The organism is Deltaproteobacteria bacterium GWA2_45_12 (assembly GCA_001797365.1).
Taxonomy (GTDB): Bacteria; UBA10199; UBA10199; order UBA10199; family UBA10199; genus UBA10199.
Genome location: MGPH01000008.1, coordinates 17,216 through 35,447 on the forward strand (window position 1 = coordinate 17,216; position 18,232 = coordinate 35,447).

An 18,232-nucleotide genomic window follows, 5' to 3' on the forward strand; every position below is an offset into this window, starting at 1 on the left:
GGGGCCTTTTGTCCCCGCAAAAGGGTGTTCTTTTACCAAAAATAACCAACAATGCAACCATTAAAAAGTACCCATCATTTTGAATTAATTTTAAGACTTTGGAGAAAAAGGCACGATACGTTTCCGGATATTGAGCCAGGCATCCGCAAAACCAAAGAGAATAAGGCCAGGACCCAGCACTTCAAAAAATATAAAAAACAAAACATATCCCATAAGGCGCATAAAGGATCCCAACGCTTTAGTCTGGAAAAAATAGGATACAATGGCTATCCCCTGCCAAAAATAAACAACTGCGGTAATGAGAAGCCCATTTAAACTGATGGCTTTAAGAATCGGATTTGAAAGATAAAAAATATGGATCAAAAAGAGGGCAAGAAAAAAAATAACACCCCATACCCACAAAAATGGAGCTTGCCAGGTGTTGCCCCTGGCCAAAAGAACTTCCGGCTTTATTGAAAAAAGAAAGCGTTTGGCAAAAGTAAAATTAAGAATATACAAAAATAATATTGATGAGAATAAGAAGGAGGGAGTTAGCAAAACAAACAGGTTAATTAAATCTCCTTCATATTGTTTCAGCCATGTTTTTTGTTCCAGAGAAAGTGGCCCCGCCTCTTGCGTGGCAACAAAGTCGCGTATAACTGTCTGAAAAAAGCTTTGTAAAAAATGGATCGGGTCAACCTTGTTTACATAACCCAAAGCACAAAAAATAAGAATGGCCGCCAGTGCTGAACCCAAAATTCCCTTATAAAAAATACGGAACCATCCATCTTTTAAAAGATAGGCCCGGCTTAAAACAACAGCGCACGCCACCCAAAAAAGATAATAAAACAGTCCATAAACAGCGATACTATTTTGGCTGACAAATCCTGACAATTCAATTCCCGGGACAATCACAAGCCATCCCATCCATGGGTTGGCGGCATAGATGGTTTGAAGCCATGGGACACCAAAAAAATAGAGAATCATCAATCCCAACAAAATAAGACCCTGGGATACCCAGAATATTTTTTTTTGATTTTTTAAAAGAAGAAAAACAAGGGGAATGGGTGTAAAAAAAACCAAAACCCCGCTAAAGTAGAGAGCCAACGAGAAAAGTACGGGAACAATGTTTTTGGGCTGGATCATCTTGTCACCCTCTTCCCCCCTCCTCTAAAAAGGAGGGAGGCAAGAAAGAGGGAGAAAAATTACAAGTTCGCATGCGTTACAGTGTAAGGAAGCAATGCCAAAACACGGGCCCGGCTAATGGCCTCAACAATGCGAAGCTGATGAAACACACAATTACCCGTTGTGCGGCGCGGAACAATTTTGCCACGTTCTGCAAGAAAATATCCCAATTGTCTGGCCAATTTGTAGTCGATGATAAGTTCTTTATCGGTACAGAAACGGCATGTTTTTTTGCGTGTACTTATTTTTCTTTTTTCTTTTTTTTCAGGTTTTTTGTTGAATTTTCTAGGCATTGTTCCCTCCTCTTGCATCATCGTTATCACGATTGTCGTCTCTATAATGTCTTACGGGCCTGGCATCATCGACAACAATTTTAAAATCTTCAGCCTGAGTCACTTTTTTAAGTTTGCTCTCGGTTTTAAGATGAATATTTTCATCCAACTTTACAGTTAAAAACCGCATGACATCTTCTTCAAACTTAAGCATACGCTCAAGATCGGTTACAATGCTGCCTGGAGCTTGATAGTTAAAATAGAAATATTGGCCAAAATTGTGTTTGCCAAGACGATAGGCTAGTTTTCTTTTTCCCCAGTCTTTTTCAACAAGCAGGCTGGCCTTGTGTTCCCCAAAGATACGGGTCATTTTGTCTTTGACCTTGGTCAAACCATCAGGGGAAAGATCGGGTTTGACGATATAAATGGTTTCATATTCGTTCATTTTTGACTCCTTATGGATATTCCTTTTCTAAAAAGAGAAAGGATTAACCCTTAAGACTTATTTCTTAAGAGTAAGGTTTTAATTTTCTGTTTTCGCCTCAGATTTTTGAGACGAAACCGAATTATAATGGTTCATGACCCAGTTAAAGTCACGAACCACACTTGCCTCTAGCCCATGACAGGCTAATGAAACAATCTCATAGACAGTGGGTTGTTCTTCTTTTTGAAAAGTCGTTAAAACAAAATCGACGACTTCTTTACTTCCCTTGGGTCTTCCAATGCCCACTCTTAAACGCTTAAAATTTTCTGTCCCCGCATGGTCAATAATGGAACTAAGACCATTATGCCCTCCTGAGGAACCTCCTTTTTGGAATTTGATTCTCCCCAAAGAAAAATCAAGTTCGTCATGCACAACCAGAACATCTTCAAAATCAATTTTAAAATAACGAACTAGGGGCCCCAGGGCCTGGCCACTTAAATTCATAAAGGTGAGTGGCTTTACTAGCAAGACATCCTGGCCCTCGTACTTTGATTTGGCAATCAAGGCTTGAAACCGCGATTTTTTAAAAGACACTTTCCACTTTGCAGCCAAAGCTTCAACAATATTAAAACCAATATTGTGCCGGGTATCTTCGTACTGGGGTCCAGGGTTTCCAAGACCAACAATTAGCTTCAACTAATAACCCATGGTTCGATTTAGGCTTCAGCCAAAGGCTGATCCGCCTCTGGCGGACACCATGTCCCATTTTTTGTTGAGCATAAAACAAGAGCGACCTAAAGCCATGTAACTATTTTTTCTCAGAAGCCTTTTTTTCTTCCTTCTTGGTTTCACCACCGGCCTTTTTAGCTTCCCCACCGGCCTTGGCGCCTTCTTTACCAGCGGCTCCTTCCTTGCCGGCTTCGCCTTCAGCACCTTCCACTTTTTTGGCTGTAAGCACTTCAGGTTCAGCCATAACTTGGGGACCCGCGGGAATCTCTTCTTCCTTGGGCATAATCACAGCCGCAATGGTGACATCGGTTTTTTCATCGGACTCGACACCTGCCGGAAGTTTGATATCACTTAAGTGTAAATTTTGATTCACCTTAAGATCGCTGATATCAACACTGATTTCCTTGGGAATGCTTGTGGGCAAGCATGAAACATGAAGTTCGCGGGTGACTTGTTCCAAAATACCACCTTCTTTAACCCCCGCAGCGCGACCTGTCAGGTGAATACGAACAGACAAATGGATTTTCTTGGAAAGATCTAAATATTGAAAGTCTGCATGGGTAAAATGGCGTTTGATTAAATGAGCCTGATAATCACGCAACAACACAGGATATTCCCCCTTTTCGGCAACCTTTAACTTGATAATGGTGTTCATCCCCATCTCAGAAGAAATGGCGCGTTCAAGTTCACGAGGGTTAACTGACAAATCCAGGTTTTCCTGTCCTTTGCCATAAAAAACAGCGGGAATTTTCCCTTCACGTCTTAAGGCATGAGAGCCTCCCTTGCCGGCTTTCCTAACTTGGGCTTGTAATTCAAATTGTTGCATATAATTTCTCCTACAATAAGTTTCTGTCATCACACAAAAAGATTCGAAACAGAATCGCCATTGGCTATTCTTGAAATGGCCTCCCCCAAAAGAGGAGCCACTGAAATCTGTAAAATCTTGCTGTTTTGCTTTCCTTGGTCGCTTAAAGGAATGGTATTGGTGGTCACCAATTTTTCCAGGCTTGAATTTGCAATACGTTCAAGAGCAGGCCCCGACAAAACAGGATGGGTACAAAAAGCATAAACCTTCTTGGCCCCTTTTTCTTTTAAAGCTTTGGCTGCCTGACACAAAGTTCCGGCCGTGTCAACAATATCATCCACAATCACGGCATTTTTACCTTCAACATCCCCAATGATATGCATCACTTCCGACACATTGGGCGCTGGTCGTCGTTTGTCAATTAAAGCCAACGAACCGCCCAGTCTTTTGGCATAGGCCCTGGCACGCTCGGCCCCACCCACATCGGGGGAAACCACCACCAGATTATCCAATGGGTTCTTCTTAAAATAATCAAGACAAACAGTAAGGGCATAAAGATGATCAAAAGGAATATCAAAAAATCCTTGAATCTGCCCTGCATGCAAATCAACGGATACCACACGGCTAGCTCCAGCGGCAGTCAGAAGATCAGCCACCAGCTTGGAGCTAATGGGCGTACGCGGCTGAACTTTACGATCTTGCCGGGCATATCCGTAATAAGGAAGAACGGCTGTAATCGTGGATGCGGAAGCCCTTTTTAAGGCGTCGATCATGATCAGCAATTCCATCAAATGCTCATTAGCTGGGTTACATGTGGGTTGGATGATATAAGCATCCATCATGCGAACATTTTCGTGCACTTCAACCCAGACCTCGCCATCGCTAAAACGTTTGACAGTCGCCTTGCTTAAAGGAAACCCCAGATAGGCCGCAATTTCCTCAGCCAAAGGTTTATTGGCGTTCCCTGAAAATATTCGAATGTTTTTGTATGAGGACATAATTTCTTTATCTGTAACCTCTATTTTCCATTTTCCACTTTCTATTTTCTAATTTTGCGCATGAGAAAATAGACAATAGAAAATAGAGGAAATTTTGCATGCGCAAAATTTGTTGGGGCGCCAGGATTCGAACCTGGGAATGCCGGAATCAAAATCCGGTGACTTACCGCTTGTCTACGCCCCAATTTGTAGGGGCGCAATTCATTGCGCCCATTATTTGTCCAATTTGCAGGCGCAATAAATTGCGCCCCTACGTTATACATTCTCCGCAACAAATACACGCCACTTGGTATCCCCATGGGTCTGTACTTTTTTCGCCGCTTTTTCGGCCTTTTCTTTGTCAGGGAAAATACCAAAGACGGTGGGGCCACTGCCTGTCATCTGCGAAGCAAGTGCTCCATATTTCATCAGCATCTCCTTAATTTCCTGAACAACGGGCACCTGTTTTGTTGTCACACGTTCCAAATCGTTGTTTAACACACGAACCACTGCTTTTTTAGTGGTAAATTCATTAGGTAATTCAACAGGGGTCAGGGAATTGGTTCGTTGATATTTTTCATAAACACTTTTAGTGGGAACAGACACGCCGGGATTGACTAAAACCATGGGCATGGTGGGCATTTTTTTAACCTTGGTCAGAGTTTCACCGATACCCGTAGCCACGGCAGGCGCACCAAACATGAAAAAGGGAATATCCGACCCAAAACGAAATCCTATTTTCATAAGCTTTTCAATACTCAAATTGATTTTAAGCATTTGATTTAAGCCCATAATCACACTGGCCGCATTGCTAGACCCCCCACCCATTCCTGAAGCAACAGGGATATTCTTTTTAATAACGATACGAACCCCTACATTTTTATTGGAGTAGGCCATAATTTCCTTGCAGGCCTTGAAAGCAATATTGTCTTCTCCCAGAGGAACCAAAGGGTCATTATCACAGACAATTTCAACCCCTCTTTCGACAAGTTGAATTTCGATATCGTCATAAACATTCACGGCGCTGTTAAGCATGCGGATGTTATGGTAGCCGTCGGGCCGCTTATCAAAAACATCAAGACGTAAATTAATTTTACCTGGAGACTTTAGTTTGAGTATCTTCATAAATGCCCCCTCATAATCATGTTTAAGTGGGTAAAAACCCTAAGCAATCTGCAAGTGAGAAAGGGGCGTCTTATATACCAGCCATTTAAAAAGTCAATATGGCTCATTGAAAAGCCAAAAAAAGCGTAGGGACTAAATAAATCAACGATTTAATATTGCTTTTCGTCGAAAAGGCATGCTAATCGCGCAAAAAGCAATGAAATCGAACTTATTAACCGTACAAGATTCCCATGGCTCAAAACAGCTTTCCCAAAGCCATCGCGGTAAATTAGTTCAACTTCACCGCACAAAAGAAGGATATGCCACCAGCTTTGATGGCACAAAAATTTGGTATCATTCAGTGGGGAAAGGTGTTCCCATCATCTGTTGCAATGGTCTTGGATGCTCCACTTTTTATTTTTCTTATATCGAAGCCTATTTTAAGAAATCCTTTCAGGTTGTCACTTTTGACTATCGCGGCCATGGCCGGTCCGGTCCTCCCCAATTAAAAACCAACTTCACCATTTCATCCCTGGTCAAAGATTTAAAATCCGTCCTTGATGCCTTAAAAATAAAACAGGCCATTTTTGTAGGCCACAGCATGGGAACACAAATCGTCTACGAATTCTACAAAAGCTACCCTCGCCGTTGTGCCGCGCTCATCCCCTGCTTTGGCACTTTTGGCAAACCCATGGACACTTTTTTTGATTCACCCTTATCAAAGTATGTTTTTGAAGGTATCTATATTTTCAATCATCTTTTTCCAAAACTTTCAAAAACGATGGGGCTGCTGATGGCCCGTTCACCATTCAGTTTCCAGGTGGGCGGATGGCTTAAAATAATCAAACCCTACATGGTCGATAAAAAAATTGTGGATCAATACATGGATCACTTCACCAAGGTGGATCCTGTTTTTTTATCCAAGCTTTTACGAGACTGGCAGCAATATAATTCCGAAGAAAACCTGAAAAACATCCGTATCCCCACCCTCATTTTTGGAGCCGATGAAGACAAATTCACCCCTCTCTGGGTTGCCAAAAAAATGCACCACCTCATTCCACAATCGGAGTTGCTCATTGTGAAAAAAGGGAGTCACGTGGCCATTGTGGAACAACCTGAGCTGATCAATTTGCGGATGGAAAAATTTTTGAAAGAACGAGTGATCACAAAGACAAATCGATTGAAACTGTCGTTGGCTTAAACAGGGCGTGGAAACCACGCCCCTACACATTTTGCCGTCTCCATTCATCAAAACGGCTGTTTTTACGAACACACCCAACAGTGCAATGAGGGCTGCATGTTTTAGGCAGGTAAAACTGTTTTTTAAGATCGGCAAACGTATAGTCTTCCAATTTTTTCCCAAAAACCTCGCGCGTTTGAGAACACCAGCGCACAAAACCAAATTCATCGACATACAAATAACGACTCCCAGCACGACATTTAAAGGGAGCTTCCCCTTTTTGGATAAGCCCCATCCGATAATCGCCCCCTTCCATGAACCTTCTTCCAAGACGTTTGCGTACTTCATCGACAAGTTTTAATTGTTCCGGCGACAATGAAATTTGTCCATGCTCGTCATGCATGAACTGAACACGCGGGACAAAACCATGATCCTTGGCAAAATCAATCACCTCAAGCACTTCAGCAGAAGAGGTACTTCCTATCACTGAATTAAGCAACACCCTGAATTTAGCATAGCGCGAAACCGTTTTAAGCCTTTGGCGCAGAGGGTCTAGTACTTTAATGGTGGTTTGGTTTGGCTTGACCCCATCGATGCTAATTTGAAGGTCTTGCAATCCGGCTTCATTCAAGGCTTCCACCTTTTCCTGGGTAAAGTAATAGGCATTACTAATAAGCATGGTCCGCCAAAAACCCAGTTTGCGGGATTCTTTGACAAGATCCATGATACGGGGATGCATCATGGGTTCCCCTCCTGTAAATTCCATGAACAAGGTCCCCATATCCTTTAAAAGGCGCATTCGTTCTTTAAGAATATCAAAAGAAACAGGGTCGGAGGTTTTGTCATATTCCGAGCAATAACCGCACGAAAGATTGCATCGGCGGGTAACCACCAACTGCACAAGAAAAGGGGAATAAAGAATGCGATCAATCAACTTCATAAGGGACCTTAAGTTTTTTTCTTTCTAAAGTGGCTGATGATATCGTGATAATCAACCACAAAAACACCCACACCGATCCAGAACATAATCCTGAGCCGGCGAATAAGCTGAACGGTAATTCCCATTTCAGGAGAAAGACCGTTTGCCATAAAAAACTGAGCATACACGGTTTCTAAAACCCCCAAAGCTCCAGGGATAAAACCAAACAGAACCGCCACCAAAGAAGTCACAGCCGCCAACATAAAAGCAAAATCCCACTTGGGGTCCCCCTGAATGAAATAAAGAATGAGCGCAATTTCAACTCCGCCCAAAAGACGGCCTGCAAAATGAAGAAAAAAAGAAAGGACAAAAGGCCCTTTGGGTTTATCGGCATAAAATGAAAGATCACTACGCAGCTCATTGACAAATTCAATCACTTTTGGAAATTTTTTAAGTGGAGTCAGCCAGGAAATCACATATTCAACAAAACTTAAGCCCTTTCCCTGAAGCAGTTCCACCACCAAAAAACCGATCGAACCAAACAGGAAACCATACAATGCAAGCATCGTAAGGGTAAGCCACCGAGGAAAAATAACAGGCTGAAAAAAAAGCAATAAGGATCCTGTCAAACAAAAAAGATAAGCCGCCAACAAGTGCATGATGCGATCAATAACCACCGAACGAAGATGACTTGAGTGCCCCAGATATTTCCTTAAAAGAAGAAGACGAACGGGGTCCCCCGCCGCAAAACCAAGCGGAGTCATGAAATTAACCGCCTCACCACAAATACGGAGCTTTAAAAGGGCCGGATAGGACAAGAGATGATGATGGTCTTCAAGGTAGAGATACCACGCCCTGGCAAAAAGCATCACGCCAATAAATGAATTGAAGATAACGGCCAAATAGCCCCACCCGACCAGTCTGAAATAAGAGGCGACAGCACGAAATCCACCGAATTGTGAAATGGAAAAATAAAACAGGGCAAGTCCAACAACAAAACCCACCACACGAAAAAGTGTGCCCATTCCTTTTTTGCTATTAAAACTCATGAAAGAAAAGTAAGTAACATTCTCTTAGGACCATGTACAGCAAGACCATGAAAAATTTGATCCGGTTCCTGACCCGCTTTCCGCGCTTCATGCTGACCCTACTTGTTTTTATGAGTCTTATCGGGGGGTATTACACCCTCCAATTGGGAATCCGCAGCGATTTTAAGGCCCTTTTGCCGGACAGTTTTGAAAGTGTCGTCAACTTAACCAAGGTGGATGAGTACTATGGGGGCATTAGCCATTTATATGTTGTACTTGGGGGCCCCAACGCCCTTCAAACAGAGCATTTCATAGACGAAGTCTCTCCCAAACTGGAAAAGATCCCCACCATTAACTACGTTATTTCCAAACTGCCCAGCGACTATTTCCAAAAACGTCTCGGGCTCTACATCAGTCCGGATGATTTAAAAGAAATTGACCGACGCATCCAAGTTTCAAATGCCAATGCAAAAAAAGGCGGGTCCGTATTCTTTTCAAACATGCTCGACCTGGTTGACCCTGAAGATTCAGCCAAACTTGATTTTTCAGACATTGAAAAAAAATATGAAAACACGTTTTCCAATTTATGGGGAACACGCACGCTCACTTCAAACGCATCCGGCGAGTCGACCCCCCGTGATCGCGGCTATTTTTATGGCGCAGAAAACAATATGTACGTGGTGTGGATTAAATCAACGACCTCTTTCCTTGATCTGGATGCCACGCAAAAACTAATCGGTGAAGTCAAACAAATCCTGGATGCGGTCAACCAAAACCAGTTTGGGCATAGCATCACCTACGATTTCACAGGCACCTATAAAACCCTCCTCGATCAAAACCAGCACCTAAAAAAACAAATTCTGTGGGTCCTCATTATATTATTCTTCCTTTTGGGTATTGTCACGGCACTCTACTACCAGAACATCATTGTCTCTCTTATCATTGCCATACCACTGGCCATGGCTCTTTTATGGTCGGGAGCGATAACCTATTTTGGAATAGGCCACTTGAATCTCATTTCCGGATTCACCGGTTTTATTATTTTGGGGCTTGGAAGCGATTACGGCATTTATCTTTTGGATCGATATTTGATCGAACGAAAACATCATCCCATCACCGAAGCCATGATTTTGGCTTTTTCAAAAACTGGGAGAGCCACACTGGGATCCTTTTTGACAACACTTATGTCCTTCCTGGCCCTTGTAGGTTGCCAGTTCAAGGGCTTTTCAGAATTTGGCCTGATTGGTGCCGTGGGAATTACAGCAACCTATCTGGCCGTTATCCTGGGCTTGCCGTGCCTATTTATGCTGATGGAAGATTACCATCTTTTCAAGCACGGAAAGATTCCATTCAGATTTCCTGAAAGCATCACCCACTTCCGTTTTTTACTCCCTTTTCTGAAAAAACCACGCCCCATACTTCTTGTATCCCTGGGGTTTCTTGCTTTTTCTCTTTTGGTTCTACCTTACAAACTTAAGGTTGAATATCAAAGCAACGGCATTGAAAATCATGAAATCACAAGTTACAAGCTTGAAAAAATTGTCAAAAAAATTGTGGGGCAATCACTCAAACCCCCTGTGATCCTTGTAAATTCCATTGGGCAAGAAATGGAGACAACTGCAGTATTAGACACTCTCATAGAAAAATCCCCCAGAAAAAATATCCTTAAAAATACTTTAAGCCTGGGAACATTCATTCCAAAAAATCAGGAAGAAAAAAGAAAAGTCATCTATTCCATTCTGGAGCATCTCAAAGACTCCAAGGCTCCCTTATCGGGTTCCGTTCAAAATATTATTGATGATTTTAAAAAAATCGGCCTGATTCAAAACATCACAAGGGACGACTTGCCACCCACGATCAAAAAAATATTCCTCCCCCTCAAAAAAGAGGGGGATGTCTACTCAGCCATTTATCTGCTCCCTGACAAAATAAACATGGGGAACAAATCCGATGTTGAACTATTCACCCGTCTGTTTAAAAACATTAAACTTCCCCAAGGGAAGACAGTTTCAGCCTCCAGTGAAAGTTTTATTTTAGCTGATATTCTTCGCCTGATTGAAAAAGAGGGTCCCGGGATCATGCTCCGAATGCTCCTGTTCTTTTTGGCTATTCTTTATTTTGATTTTCGTTCCATGCACAAAGTGGCTGTTATTTTCATTCCCATAGTAGCCACCATTCCCATGCTTACCGGCGTCATGGCCCTTGTGGGCATAAATTTAAACATCATCAATGTGTGCACCATCCCCATCATCTTTGGAGTGGGCATTGATGCCTTCATTCACTACTACCACCGCTTTCTCGAGCAAAAAACCTCTCTTAAAAAAGTATCCGAGGATATTTATCCTTCCATCTTTTTTGCCACATTTACTTCCCTGATCGGCTTTGGGGGGTTTGCCATTGCAAGCACGCCTTACATTCGTTCCCTGGGAACCTTGGCTATTGTCGGTATTATCATGCTCTTTGCGGTGGTGATGATTGCTTTTCCTGCATGGATTCAACTGTGGCACTATAAACTGCAAAAAAACTCCGAATAAAATATGCCTATGTTCAATCAGCATATGTATATAACGTAACTAAATAGAAATTGAATGGCTAAACTATTGAATTTATTTTGTTTTATTTTTAAGGATTTGGCGTGCCCCTTGCTTCAAGAATGGACATGCGGCTTTACAAAATAAATTTAACTCTCTTCTTTCTTTTGGTAGTTTCATTACCCGCAAAGGCCCATGAATTTGATACCTATGCCATTGATAGCGATACTTATGTCGGAAGCTATGGCATCGATATCGCCTTAAACTCTTCCGGACAGCCGGGCATTTGTTATTTTGCTCAAACGGCTGGCGATCTTAAATTCACCACATTTAATGGAACTAGTTGGACAACAGAAACAGTGGATAATTCCTCAACCATGATCGGTTCCAATTGCGCCATCATTTATGATAATTCGGACAACCCAAACATCGTTTATCTAGATGTCACCAACCAGGATTTGCTTCATATTGTAAAACAAGGGGAAAGCTGGTCAAAAAAAACAATCGATTCCAACATAAGAATCGACATTCCCGTGATCGTCCCGGCAGCCTACCATAAATTATCCATTGCCAAAAATTCATCAGGAACCCTGGGTGTGGCCTACTATGATGCAAACAGCCGCGATTTAAAATATGCCACATTTAACGGCAGTTCATGGTCGGCCGAAACCATCGATTCAAGCGGAGATGTGGGGCGTTACCCCTCGCTTGCCTATAATGATTCCGATGCTCCCGGTATTAGTTATCAAAAATATACGGATGGTTCGACAGCTTCACTCAAAATTGCCGAGAAAATCGGTGTTGGCTGGGGAGTACTCACTCTTGATGATGATGATTATGCGGGTGTTGCCACCTCGCTTAGGTACGGTGCCGATGATAACGCTTTTGTAAGTTATCAGCAGACAAGTGGTGGAGTTCAAGCGGTTAAATTGATCAAACGCCTTGGAGACTGGGAAAATCCAGAAACAATTGAAAACGATGGAACTGAAACCGGCAACTTCATTGAATTAGGCTTAGACGGTGATGAAAACGCTTATTTGTTTTACGATCAGTTTCTCGCATCCGCCCTTTTTGCCGATTACGCCCAGGCCCGCTTCACCTCTTACTATCTTTCATTTGAAAACGAAATTCCCATTACATTTAATGTAGGGCTTTACCTTGTTGGAACCAACACGGTTGCAAGCACAACACTGGCCCTTGAAGGAACCTCGATGGCCGTGGCATGGACAGAATTTGGTGAACTCAACGCCGGAATTCTGACAAATTGGACTCCTTCCATTTCACCTATCACCCCCAATAGCGAAGATTACGAGGCTTCCGATAGTTTTACAATTACTTGGGATGATTTTGACCCCGATTCCAATGCGGCCATTCGCATCCATTCAATCGACGAAGATTTTACCTCGACCCAGATTAGCCCCACCCTGAATGAAAACGATGCCAATTCTTTTGTGTGGGACACAACAGAAGTCGTAAAAGGGGATTACACCATTGCAATTGAAATTAGTGACGATGACTTTGACACTTACGACGGCGTGAGTATTGGACAACAAGTAAGCATTGCCAATCACACCCCTTCACAACCAAGTTTAACTAGCCCGACAAACAACTCAACAACTTCAGATTTAACACCCACCCTTTCTTATACGGCAGCCACAGATGTTGATGGAGACACTCTTAGTTATACCTATCAAATAGCAACGGATGCCTCGTTTACAAACATTGTGGCCACAAACACCTCAGCCACAACAAGTGCAACAGTGGCGTCAAACTTGTCAGAAGGCACAACCTACTACTGGCGGGTGAAGGCCGTTGATTCTGAGAATGCTTCAGGCTCATGGGCCTCTTCCCTTTCTTTTTCAACAAACGTAAGTGAAAGTGTCCAAGGAGATGACGACGAAGAACTTGACGATGACAATGACGATCAGGGAGATGATGATGATTCAGGCTCTGATTCTGATGATAACTCAGACTCGGATAATGACTCGGATTCTGATAACGACTCTGGCTCTGATAATGATTCTGGGGATAACGGCTCGGAGGAAGGATCCCAAGCAGGCGCCGGAGGGCAGTCGCCGGCTTCAGAATCATCCGGAGGCAGTGGTGGTGGGGGATGTCAGCTTAACACCCAAAACCCGAAAAATATTTTCATGCCGGGACTTTTGGCCCTGCTTTTTCTGACCGGAATGCTTGTCAGAAACAGATGTATCAAAAAGATCTAGAACTCCCACTTTTTGAAATCGGGATTTTCCAGTGCCTTTTTAAATGCATTCAGGAAAAGCCCCACATCACGGCCATCAAGCACGCGATGGTCAAAGGCCAATACAAAATCAGCAAGATGGCGAACTTCTATTTTATCCCCTATCACCCAGGGACGTTTTTCTATCTTTCCCATGCCCAATATGGAGGAATGGCCCGGGGGAACAATCTGCACCCCCGTCGTAGAACCAAAAAAACCGTAATTATTAAAAGTGAAAGTCATGCCGGTCAAATCTTTGGGGGTTAATTTGTAATTCATGGCGTGTTCCATAAGGGTTTTTAGTTTTTTGGCAAAATCAACCATCGACAGGGAACCAACATCATGAAGGACCGGTGTAAAAAGCCCCTTCTCCGTTCCCGTGGCAATTCCCAAATTTATTTTCTTGAAATACCCGATGTATTTTCCTGATGCGTTTTCATGAAAAAAGGAATTGACCAAGGGAACTTCCTTGATGGCACTAATCAAGGCCGGCATCATCAAGGGAAGAACACTTAAAGTAACAGCATGTTTTTTTTCAAACCGGGTCTTGTTCTTGTTTCTGTAATCAACCAACAAGGTCATATCCACAGTCAATCCCGTATGGGCATGGGGAATGGATTGTTTGGAAGCCACCATGTTTTCGGCAATACGCATACGAATGGGGGAAGCCGGCTGCAGATCAACTTCTTCGGGTACCCATGTAGGGGCGGGTTTAAAACCCGCCCCTACTGAAATATATTTTAATATATCCTCTTTGGTCAGGCGACCCCCAGGACCACTTGCAGGAATATTTTGTGCCACATCTTCTGAAAGATTGTGCTCCCGCAAAAGGGCCCGCACCATGGGAGATAAGGGCATGGATTTTGAGGGCGCAGCAAGCGACGCCCCTACCCTCCCCAACGTACGGGCGCCGCTTGCTGCGCCCCCCGATTTTTTCGATGAATTTTTCTGCCCCAACCCCAAAAGCGCATAAGCCTTGGCCTTTTCATCGCTGACTTCAAAAACAGCAATGGTTTCCCCCACCGGGACTTTTTGATTGGGCTTTCCTGAAATTTCGATCAATTTTCCCTCATAGGGGGATTCATATTCAAAAACGGCCTTTTCAGTTTCAAGCTCCACAATGTTTTGGCCTTCTTTGATTGAATCACCCTGTTTGACAATCCATTTCACAATGGTGCCTTCGGTAATGGTCTCTCCCGGCTGGGGCATGGTCAGTGATATTTTTTGAGGCATAGGTTTGATGATGGTAAGTTTTTATTCTGAAACGATCAAGATTTTATCAAAAAAAAATTTCAAAATTTTTGTAAGCCCCAACTTTCAAGATCCATTAAGATCCTGCGATCAAAAGAAAGTACAAAAAATTACCGTTAATCTTTCAATCCCATAAAAAGTGAAGAAAGAGAAAAAATAGGGGAGCCCACACATCAAAAACAAAAGAAGAATTTTCAACTCGAAAAACTTCTATAAAAAAACAATAATATCATAAGCTTAATAACAAAATCTTTTGCCTCACTTGGCATTGGGTTTGCTTTCTTTAGAACCCGGGTTGGAATTTTATCTTATGACAATGGTTCGACAAAGAGGGTACACGCCTCCAGAGGAACAACCAAGCTCGGATGTAGGGGAAGGGATTTTGCCAGGGAGTGCAGAAAAAACCCAACCCAACTTTTCGATCAACCCTGTAAATGGTGACCTAAAAATTTGTGGAGATCCAGATCCATTCCTATCTCTCCAACGACAAGCACGGCTCTTTTCGGAGTCCCCAACAGAAAGTATCCAGGATCAACTCGATTTGATCGACATTCTCTATCAACGTTATCTGGGTTCTTCCCCCCAAGAAACACTTCAAATCGCATGGAAACATTTTCAGGATTGCATGGAATTGTGGCGGGAATACCAAAAAGAACGGGTTTCCGAAGGACTCCCCATTGAAGAATTAGACTTGGTCAGCATTCTATACCAATCCTATCTTAAGGAAGCAGACAAAAGAATCTCTGAACTTTCTTATCCCCAAGAAACACGTAATGATACGTTCAAACATGTTCAGAATTTCATGGAGTCGTGGCAGGAAGATCAAAGAGAACGGGTTCTAAAGGGGTTTTCCATTGAAGAGCCAGAAATATTCAAATATCAATTTTTAAACCCTCAGGACTCCCAACCAGAAAATAAACCAATCGCCTTCAACCCTATTAATCAGACCGACACGGTAACCTTCATTGGAGGCGTCATTGCATCCGCGGACGGGAAAAACCAACCTGTTTGGAAACTGACGGGTTACAATGCAAGCTATTCCAGACTCGGCAGTTTTGATGAGATCGATCTTGAGCGAAACAAGGGCCAAGTGCCTTTGGGAACCCTGGGAAAAGCCGATTTCATGCCTTCCAATCCCCCGGTCGGCACACTCACGCTTTTAGTTGAAGACAAGAGAAATTTAATCCCGCTCCCCACAGATGCCAATCACATCATGGTTCCCCAAAACAAAGCCTACAGCTTGTATTGGGATGCCACCTATGGACAGTTCTACGTCAAGCTGGATCACGATGGAGTCAAACCCGGGGAACTTGTCTTTGACGTGTATGAGAATGATGACGGCCAATTTGAAAAACCCTTAACCGCCCTGCATTTTCAAAATAACTCTCCCTCCTTGGCGACCAAGGAACAGTTGGCCACACTCACGCGATCTGTATTTGAAGAAATCAAACAGCTCCAAAACAAAGACCTCTTTGGGGCCCAGGCCCTTTCTGAATCTGAGGCCCTAAGGTATGCCGCCGCCAAACTTCAATCTTCGTGGCTCTATGATCTTAACCCCAAAAATATTGAGCTCTACGTCAATAACGGCGTGGATGGTCTCAAATACCTCCACGATCCAAACTACATCAACACCGCCCTTTGCAGTGTGGCCGCAAGTGAATTTTTTCTGGCGGCAAGAGCCTACGGTTACAATGTGCGTTATGTGCGGGGCTATCTTGCTAGCGAGCCGGCTGGGGATGCTTCAACCTTTGTCATGGGCCATGCTTGGGTCGAATATCAAGATCCTTTAAGCCATCACACCACCGTTCTTGAATCCACGCCTTGTGCTGATGTGGCTTGCAACGCTCTGTCAGAAGAGGTGGCCAAAAAAGTCCGGACGCTTAAAGAAAATCCCAACTATCTGTTAACTCAAATCACTCCAGAAACTCAAGGCACTCCCCAAACTCATGACAAATCTCTCGGAGTAGATAATCTTTACGATCGGAATGGCCGCTTGTATAGCTTAAGGGAAATCAAAGATCCTCTTTCCGAACACAAAATTCCTCAAGACATCATAGAAAAATTTGAAGCGATTTCATTTAATGGTGAGGTGCCGCCTCATCTTTATGATGAAATCAGTTTTGAAGCCGAAGGTAAAATGATTCCTCTACCGACAGAAATCTTTAATGGACACGCTATGTCCCTCTATATATCTAAGGATCCGCAAAATCATGTTTTTTGGTCCCCTCAATTGGGGCAGTTTTTCCTCGTTCGGTCTACTGCAGCAAGAGAAAAAGTGACGCTTCATTTTTATAGGAAATGGAGTGGGGATAGAACAGAGTGGCCGATCCTTCAAATCTTCGATCGTTGTAAGCTCAATGCTTCAGGCCTGCCCCCACCTTCAGAGGTGACACCCTCATCCTCTCTCCCTGAAGACATTCAAAAATTATTCGAAAGAATCAAAAAATACCAGGACCCCATGTATGGATCGACAGCCTTCAGTGATGGGGCAGCCTTGGACTACGCAAAAAAACAGATCGAAGAGATGAGTCACTCATCTTGGGCCTCTTTTTCCCTTTTTCCGTTGGCCATGGAGAAATTGAAGACCCTCTTCCCCGATAACAAAATGGAACTTCCTGATGACAAGGCCCGGATGATGCTCCTTTTTCTGGCGGCGCAAAGCTACGGCTATGATGTTCAGCTCATTGTCGGATCATCGCAAGAAACAAAGGGCAACAGACTTTGGCTACAACTAAACTCTAAACAGGGCACGAAAGAAATGTGGACGCCGTGGACACCTTACAACCCTACTGATGAAAATAAAAATTTTGAGGGTTATAAAGCTCGAGCCGGCATGATGGATCGTTGGGATTCATTTAAAGCCGCTCAAGATGCCGACCAAGAAATAGAAAACCTGACCAAGTTGAGTAGCTCAGGGAAAGAAAGAAAATCGAGAATAGATCAACTCACGAAGGTATACGAAGAACTCGTCCGTTTGCCGGAAACCGCTCTTTTGAGACAAGATGAGGAAACTGTTGGGGTGTATGGCACGGGGCAATCCTACTTCCCCCTCTATAAAACAATTCTGAATGACCCGACCCCCAGCCAAGTGGACCCTCATTTTAAATTGCAACTTCCAGCCCTTCAATCAACACCACAAGCCTATCTTGGTCACTATAATCTAAATAACAACTCCCTCAAAATCGATGGCATTGACGGTGAAATTCAAATTTATGATCCTGTTCATTCTGATTACGGTCAACCGATTGTAAATGCAGCTGGGCAAGAAATTTCGATACGCGACCTTAAAAGCGCCAGCTTTGTTCTTGTAAAAACATCGAACACCTATTGGAAGAACAAATATTATTTCAGCCGAGAATTAGGTCTTGTGGTGAGTGTCCATTTTTTTGGATCAACTATTTTTCGTGATGACGATGGATCCCCTGTAAAGCTTTCTTGGAAATATGAAGCAACCAAATATCAAGAAACCGAATATGTAGAAGATTGGCCTGTTGAAAACAAAGTTATATCTGTGCGGCAGGATTACATCATGCCCACGGGTGGGGGTCAATCCCATTCTTAGTTGAAATTGTTTGATAACCATCACGCTGCTATTTTTTGTTGTTTAAT

At 43.2% G+C, this 18,232-nt stretch carries 14 protein-coding genes and 1 tRNA gene; 4 read left to right on the top strand and 11 right to left on the bottom strand.

The window, feature by feature from the left end; translation table 11 throughout:
* Positions 1–90: 90 nt before the first annotated feature.
* The 8 genes from A2048_03765 to A2048_03800 form a co-directional block, all read right to left on the bottom strand.
* Positions 91–1,125, bottom strand: coding sequence for a hypothetical protein (locus A2048_03765; protein ID OGP10648.1), 1,035 nt, complete (start codon positions 1,123–1,125; stop codon positions 91–93).
* Positions 1,126–1,184: 59 nt separating this feature from the next.
* Positions 1,185–1,475, bottom strand: coding sequence for a 30S ribosomal protein S18 (locus tag A2048_03770; GenBank protein OGP10649.1), 291 nt, complete (start codon positions 1,473–1,475; stop codon positions 1,185–1,187).
* A complete protein-coding gene (locus tag A2048_03775; GenBank protein ID OGP10650.1) occupies positions 1,450–1,881 on the bottom strand; it encodes a 30S ribosomal protein S6 in 432 nt (143 codons plus the stop codon). Before A2048_03775 ends, A2048_03770 begins: the two co-directional genes overlap by 26 nt.
* Positions 1,882–1,959: 78 nt before the next feature.
* A complete protein-coding gene (locus tag A2048_03780; protein OGP10651.1) occupies positions 1,960–2,556 on the bottom strand; it encodes an aminoacyl-tRNA hydrolase in 597 nt (198 codons plus the stop codon).
* 112 nt (positions 2,557–2,668) lie between these two features.
* Positions 2,669–3,415 carry a hypothetical protein gene (locus tag A2048_03785; protein ID OGP10652.1) on the bottom strand — a complete coding sequence of 249 codons (747 nt, stop codon included), beginning with the start codon at positions 3,413–3,415 and terminating at the stop codon, positions 2,669–2,671.
* 29 nt (positions 3,416–3,444) lie between these two features.
* Positions 3,445–4,392, bottom strand: coding sequence for a phosphoribosylpyrophosphate synthetase (locus A2048_03790; protein ID OGP10653.1), 948 nt, complete (start codon positions 4,390–4,392; stop codon positions 3,445–3,447).
* A gap of 109 nt (positions 4,393–4,501) precedes the next feature.
* Positions 4,502–4,576 (bottom strand) — tRNA-Gln (locus A2048_03795).
* Between the two features lie 71 nt (positions 4,577–4,647).
* Entirely contained in the window at positions 4,648–5,496 is an 849-nt protein-coding gene (locus A2048_03800) for a 4-(cytidine 5'-diphospho)-2-C-methyl-D-erythritol kinase (GenBank protein ID OGP10654.1), read from the bottom strand.
* Between the two features lie 196 nt (positions 5,497–5,692).
* On the opposite strand from A2048_03800, the gene A2048_03805 reads away from it, so the two are divergent.
* The gene (locus A2048_03805) at positions 5,693–6,676 is read left to right on the top strand and encodes a hypothetical protein (GenBank protein ID OGP10655.1); all 984 of its coding nucleotides are present in this window, start codon (positions 5,693–5,695) and stop codon (positions 6,674–6,676) included.
* Positions 6,677–6,698: 22 nt separating this feature from the next.
* Here the strand turns inward: A2048_03805 and A2048_03810 are convergent, their stop codons facing one another.
* Both A2048_03810 and A2048_03815 read right to left on the bottom strand, forming a co-directional pair.
* Positions 6,699–7,595 (bottom strand): hypothetical protein, encoded by an 897-nt coding sequence (locus tag A2048_03810; protein ID OGP10656.1) that lies wholly within the window; start codon positions 7,593–7,595, stop codon positions 6,699–6,701.
* 8 nt (positions 7,596–7,603) lie between these two features.
* Positions 7,604–8,623 carry a hypothetical protein gene (locus A2048_03815; GenBank protein ID OGP10657.1) on the bottom strand — a complete coding sequence of 340 codons (1,020 nt, stop codon included), beginning with the start codon at positions 8,621–8,623 and terminating at the stop codon, positions 7,604–7,606.
* Positions 8,624–8,655: 32 nt separating this feature from the next.
* On the opposite strand from A2048_03815, the gene A2048_03820 reads away from it, so the two are divergent.
* Positions 8,656–11,136, top strand: coding sequence for a hypothetical protein (locus tag A2048_03820; GenBank protein OGP10658.1), 2,481 nt, complete (start codon positions 8,656–8,658; stop codon positions 11,134–11,136).
* 119 nt (positions 11,137–11,255) lie between these two features.
* Positions 11,256–13,355, top strand: coding sequence for a hypothetical protein (locus A2048_03825; protein ID OGP10659.1), 2,100 nt, complete (start codon positions 11,256–11,258; stop codon positions 13,353–13,355).
* On the opposite strand, the gene A2048_03830 is transcribed toward A2048_03825, so the two are convergent.
* Positions 13,352–14,581, bottom strand: coding sequence for a hypothetical protein (locus A2048_03830; GenBank protein OGP10660.1), 1,230 nt, complete (start codon positions 14,579–14,581; stop codon positions 13,352–13,354). The two genes, A2048_03825 and A2048_03830, sit on opposite strands and share 4 nt — an antisense overlap.
* Before the next feature lie 295 nt (positions 14,582–14,876).
* Here A2048_03830 and A2048_03835 point away from each other — a divergent pair, with 295 nt between their 5' ends.
* On the top strand, positions 14,877–18,185 hold the full coding sequence (locus A2048_03835) for a hypothetical protein (protein ID OGP10661.1): 3,309 nt from the start codon (positions 14,877–14,879) through the stop codon (positions 18,183–18,185).
* Positions 18,186–18,232 lie beyond the last annotated feature (47 nt).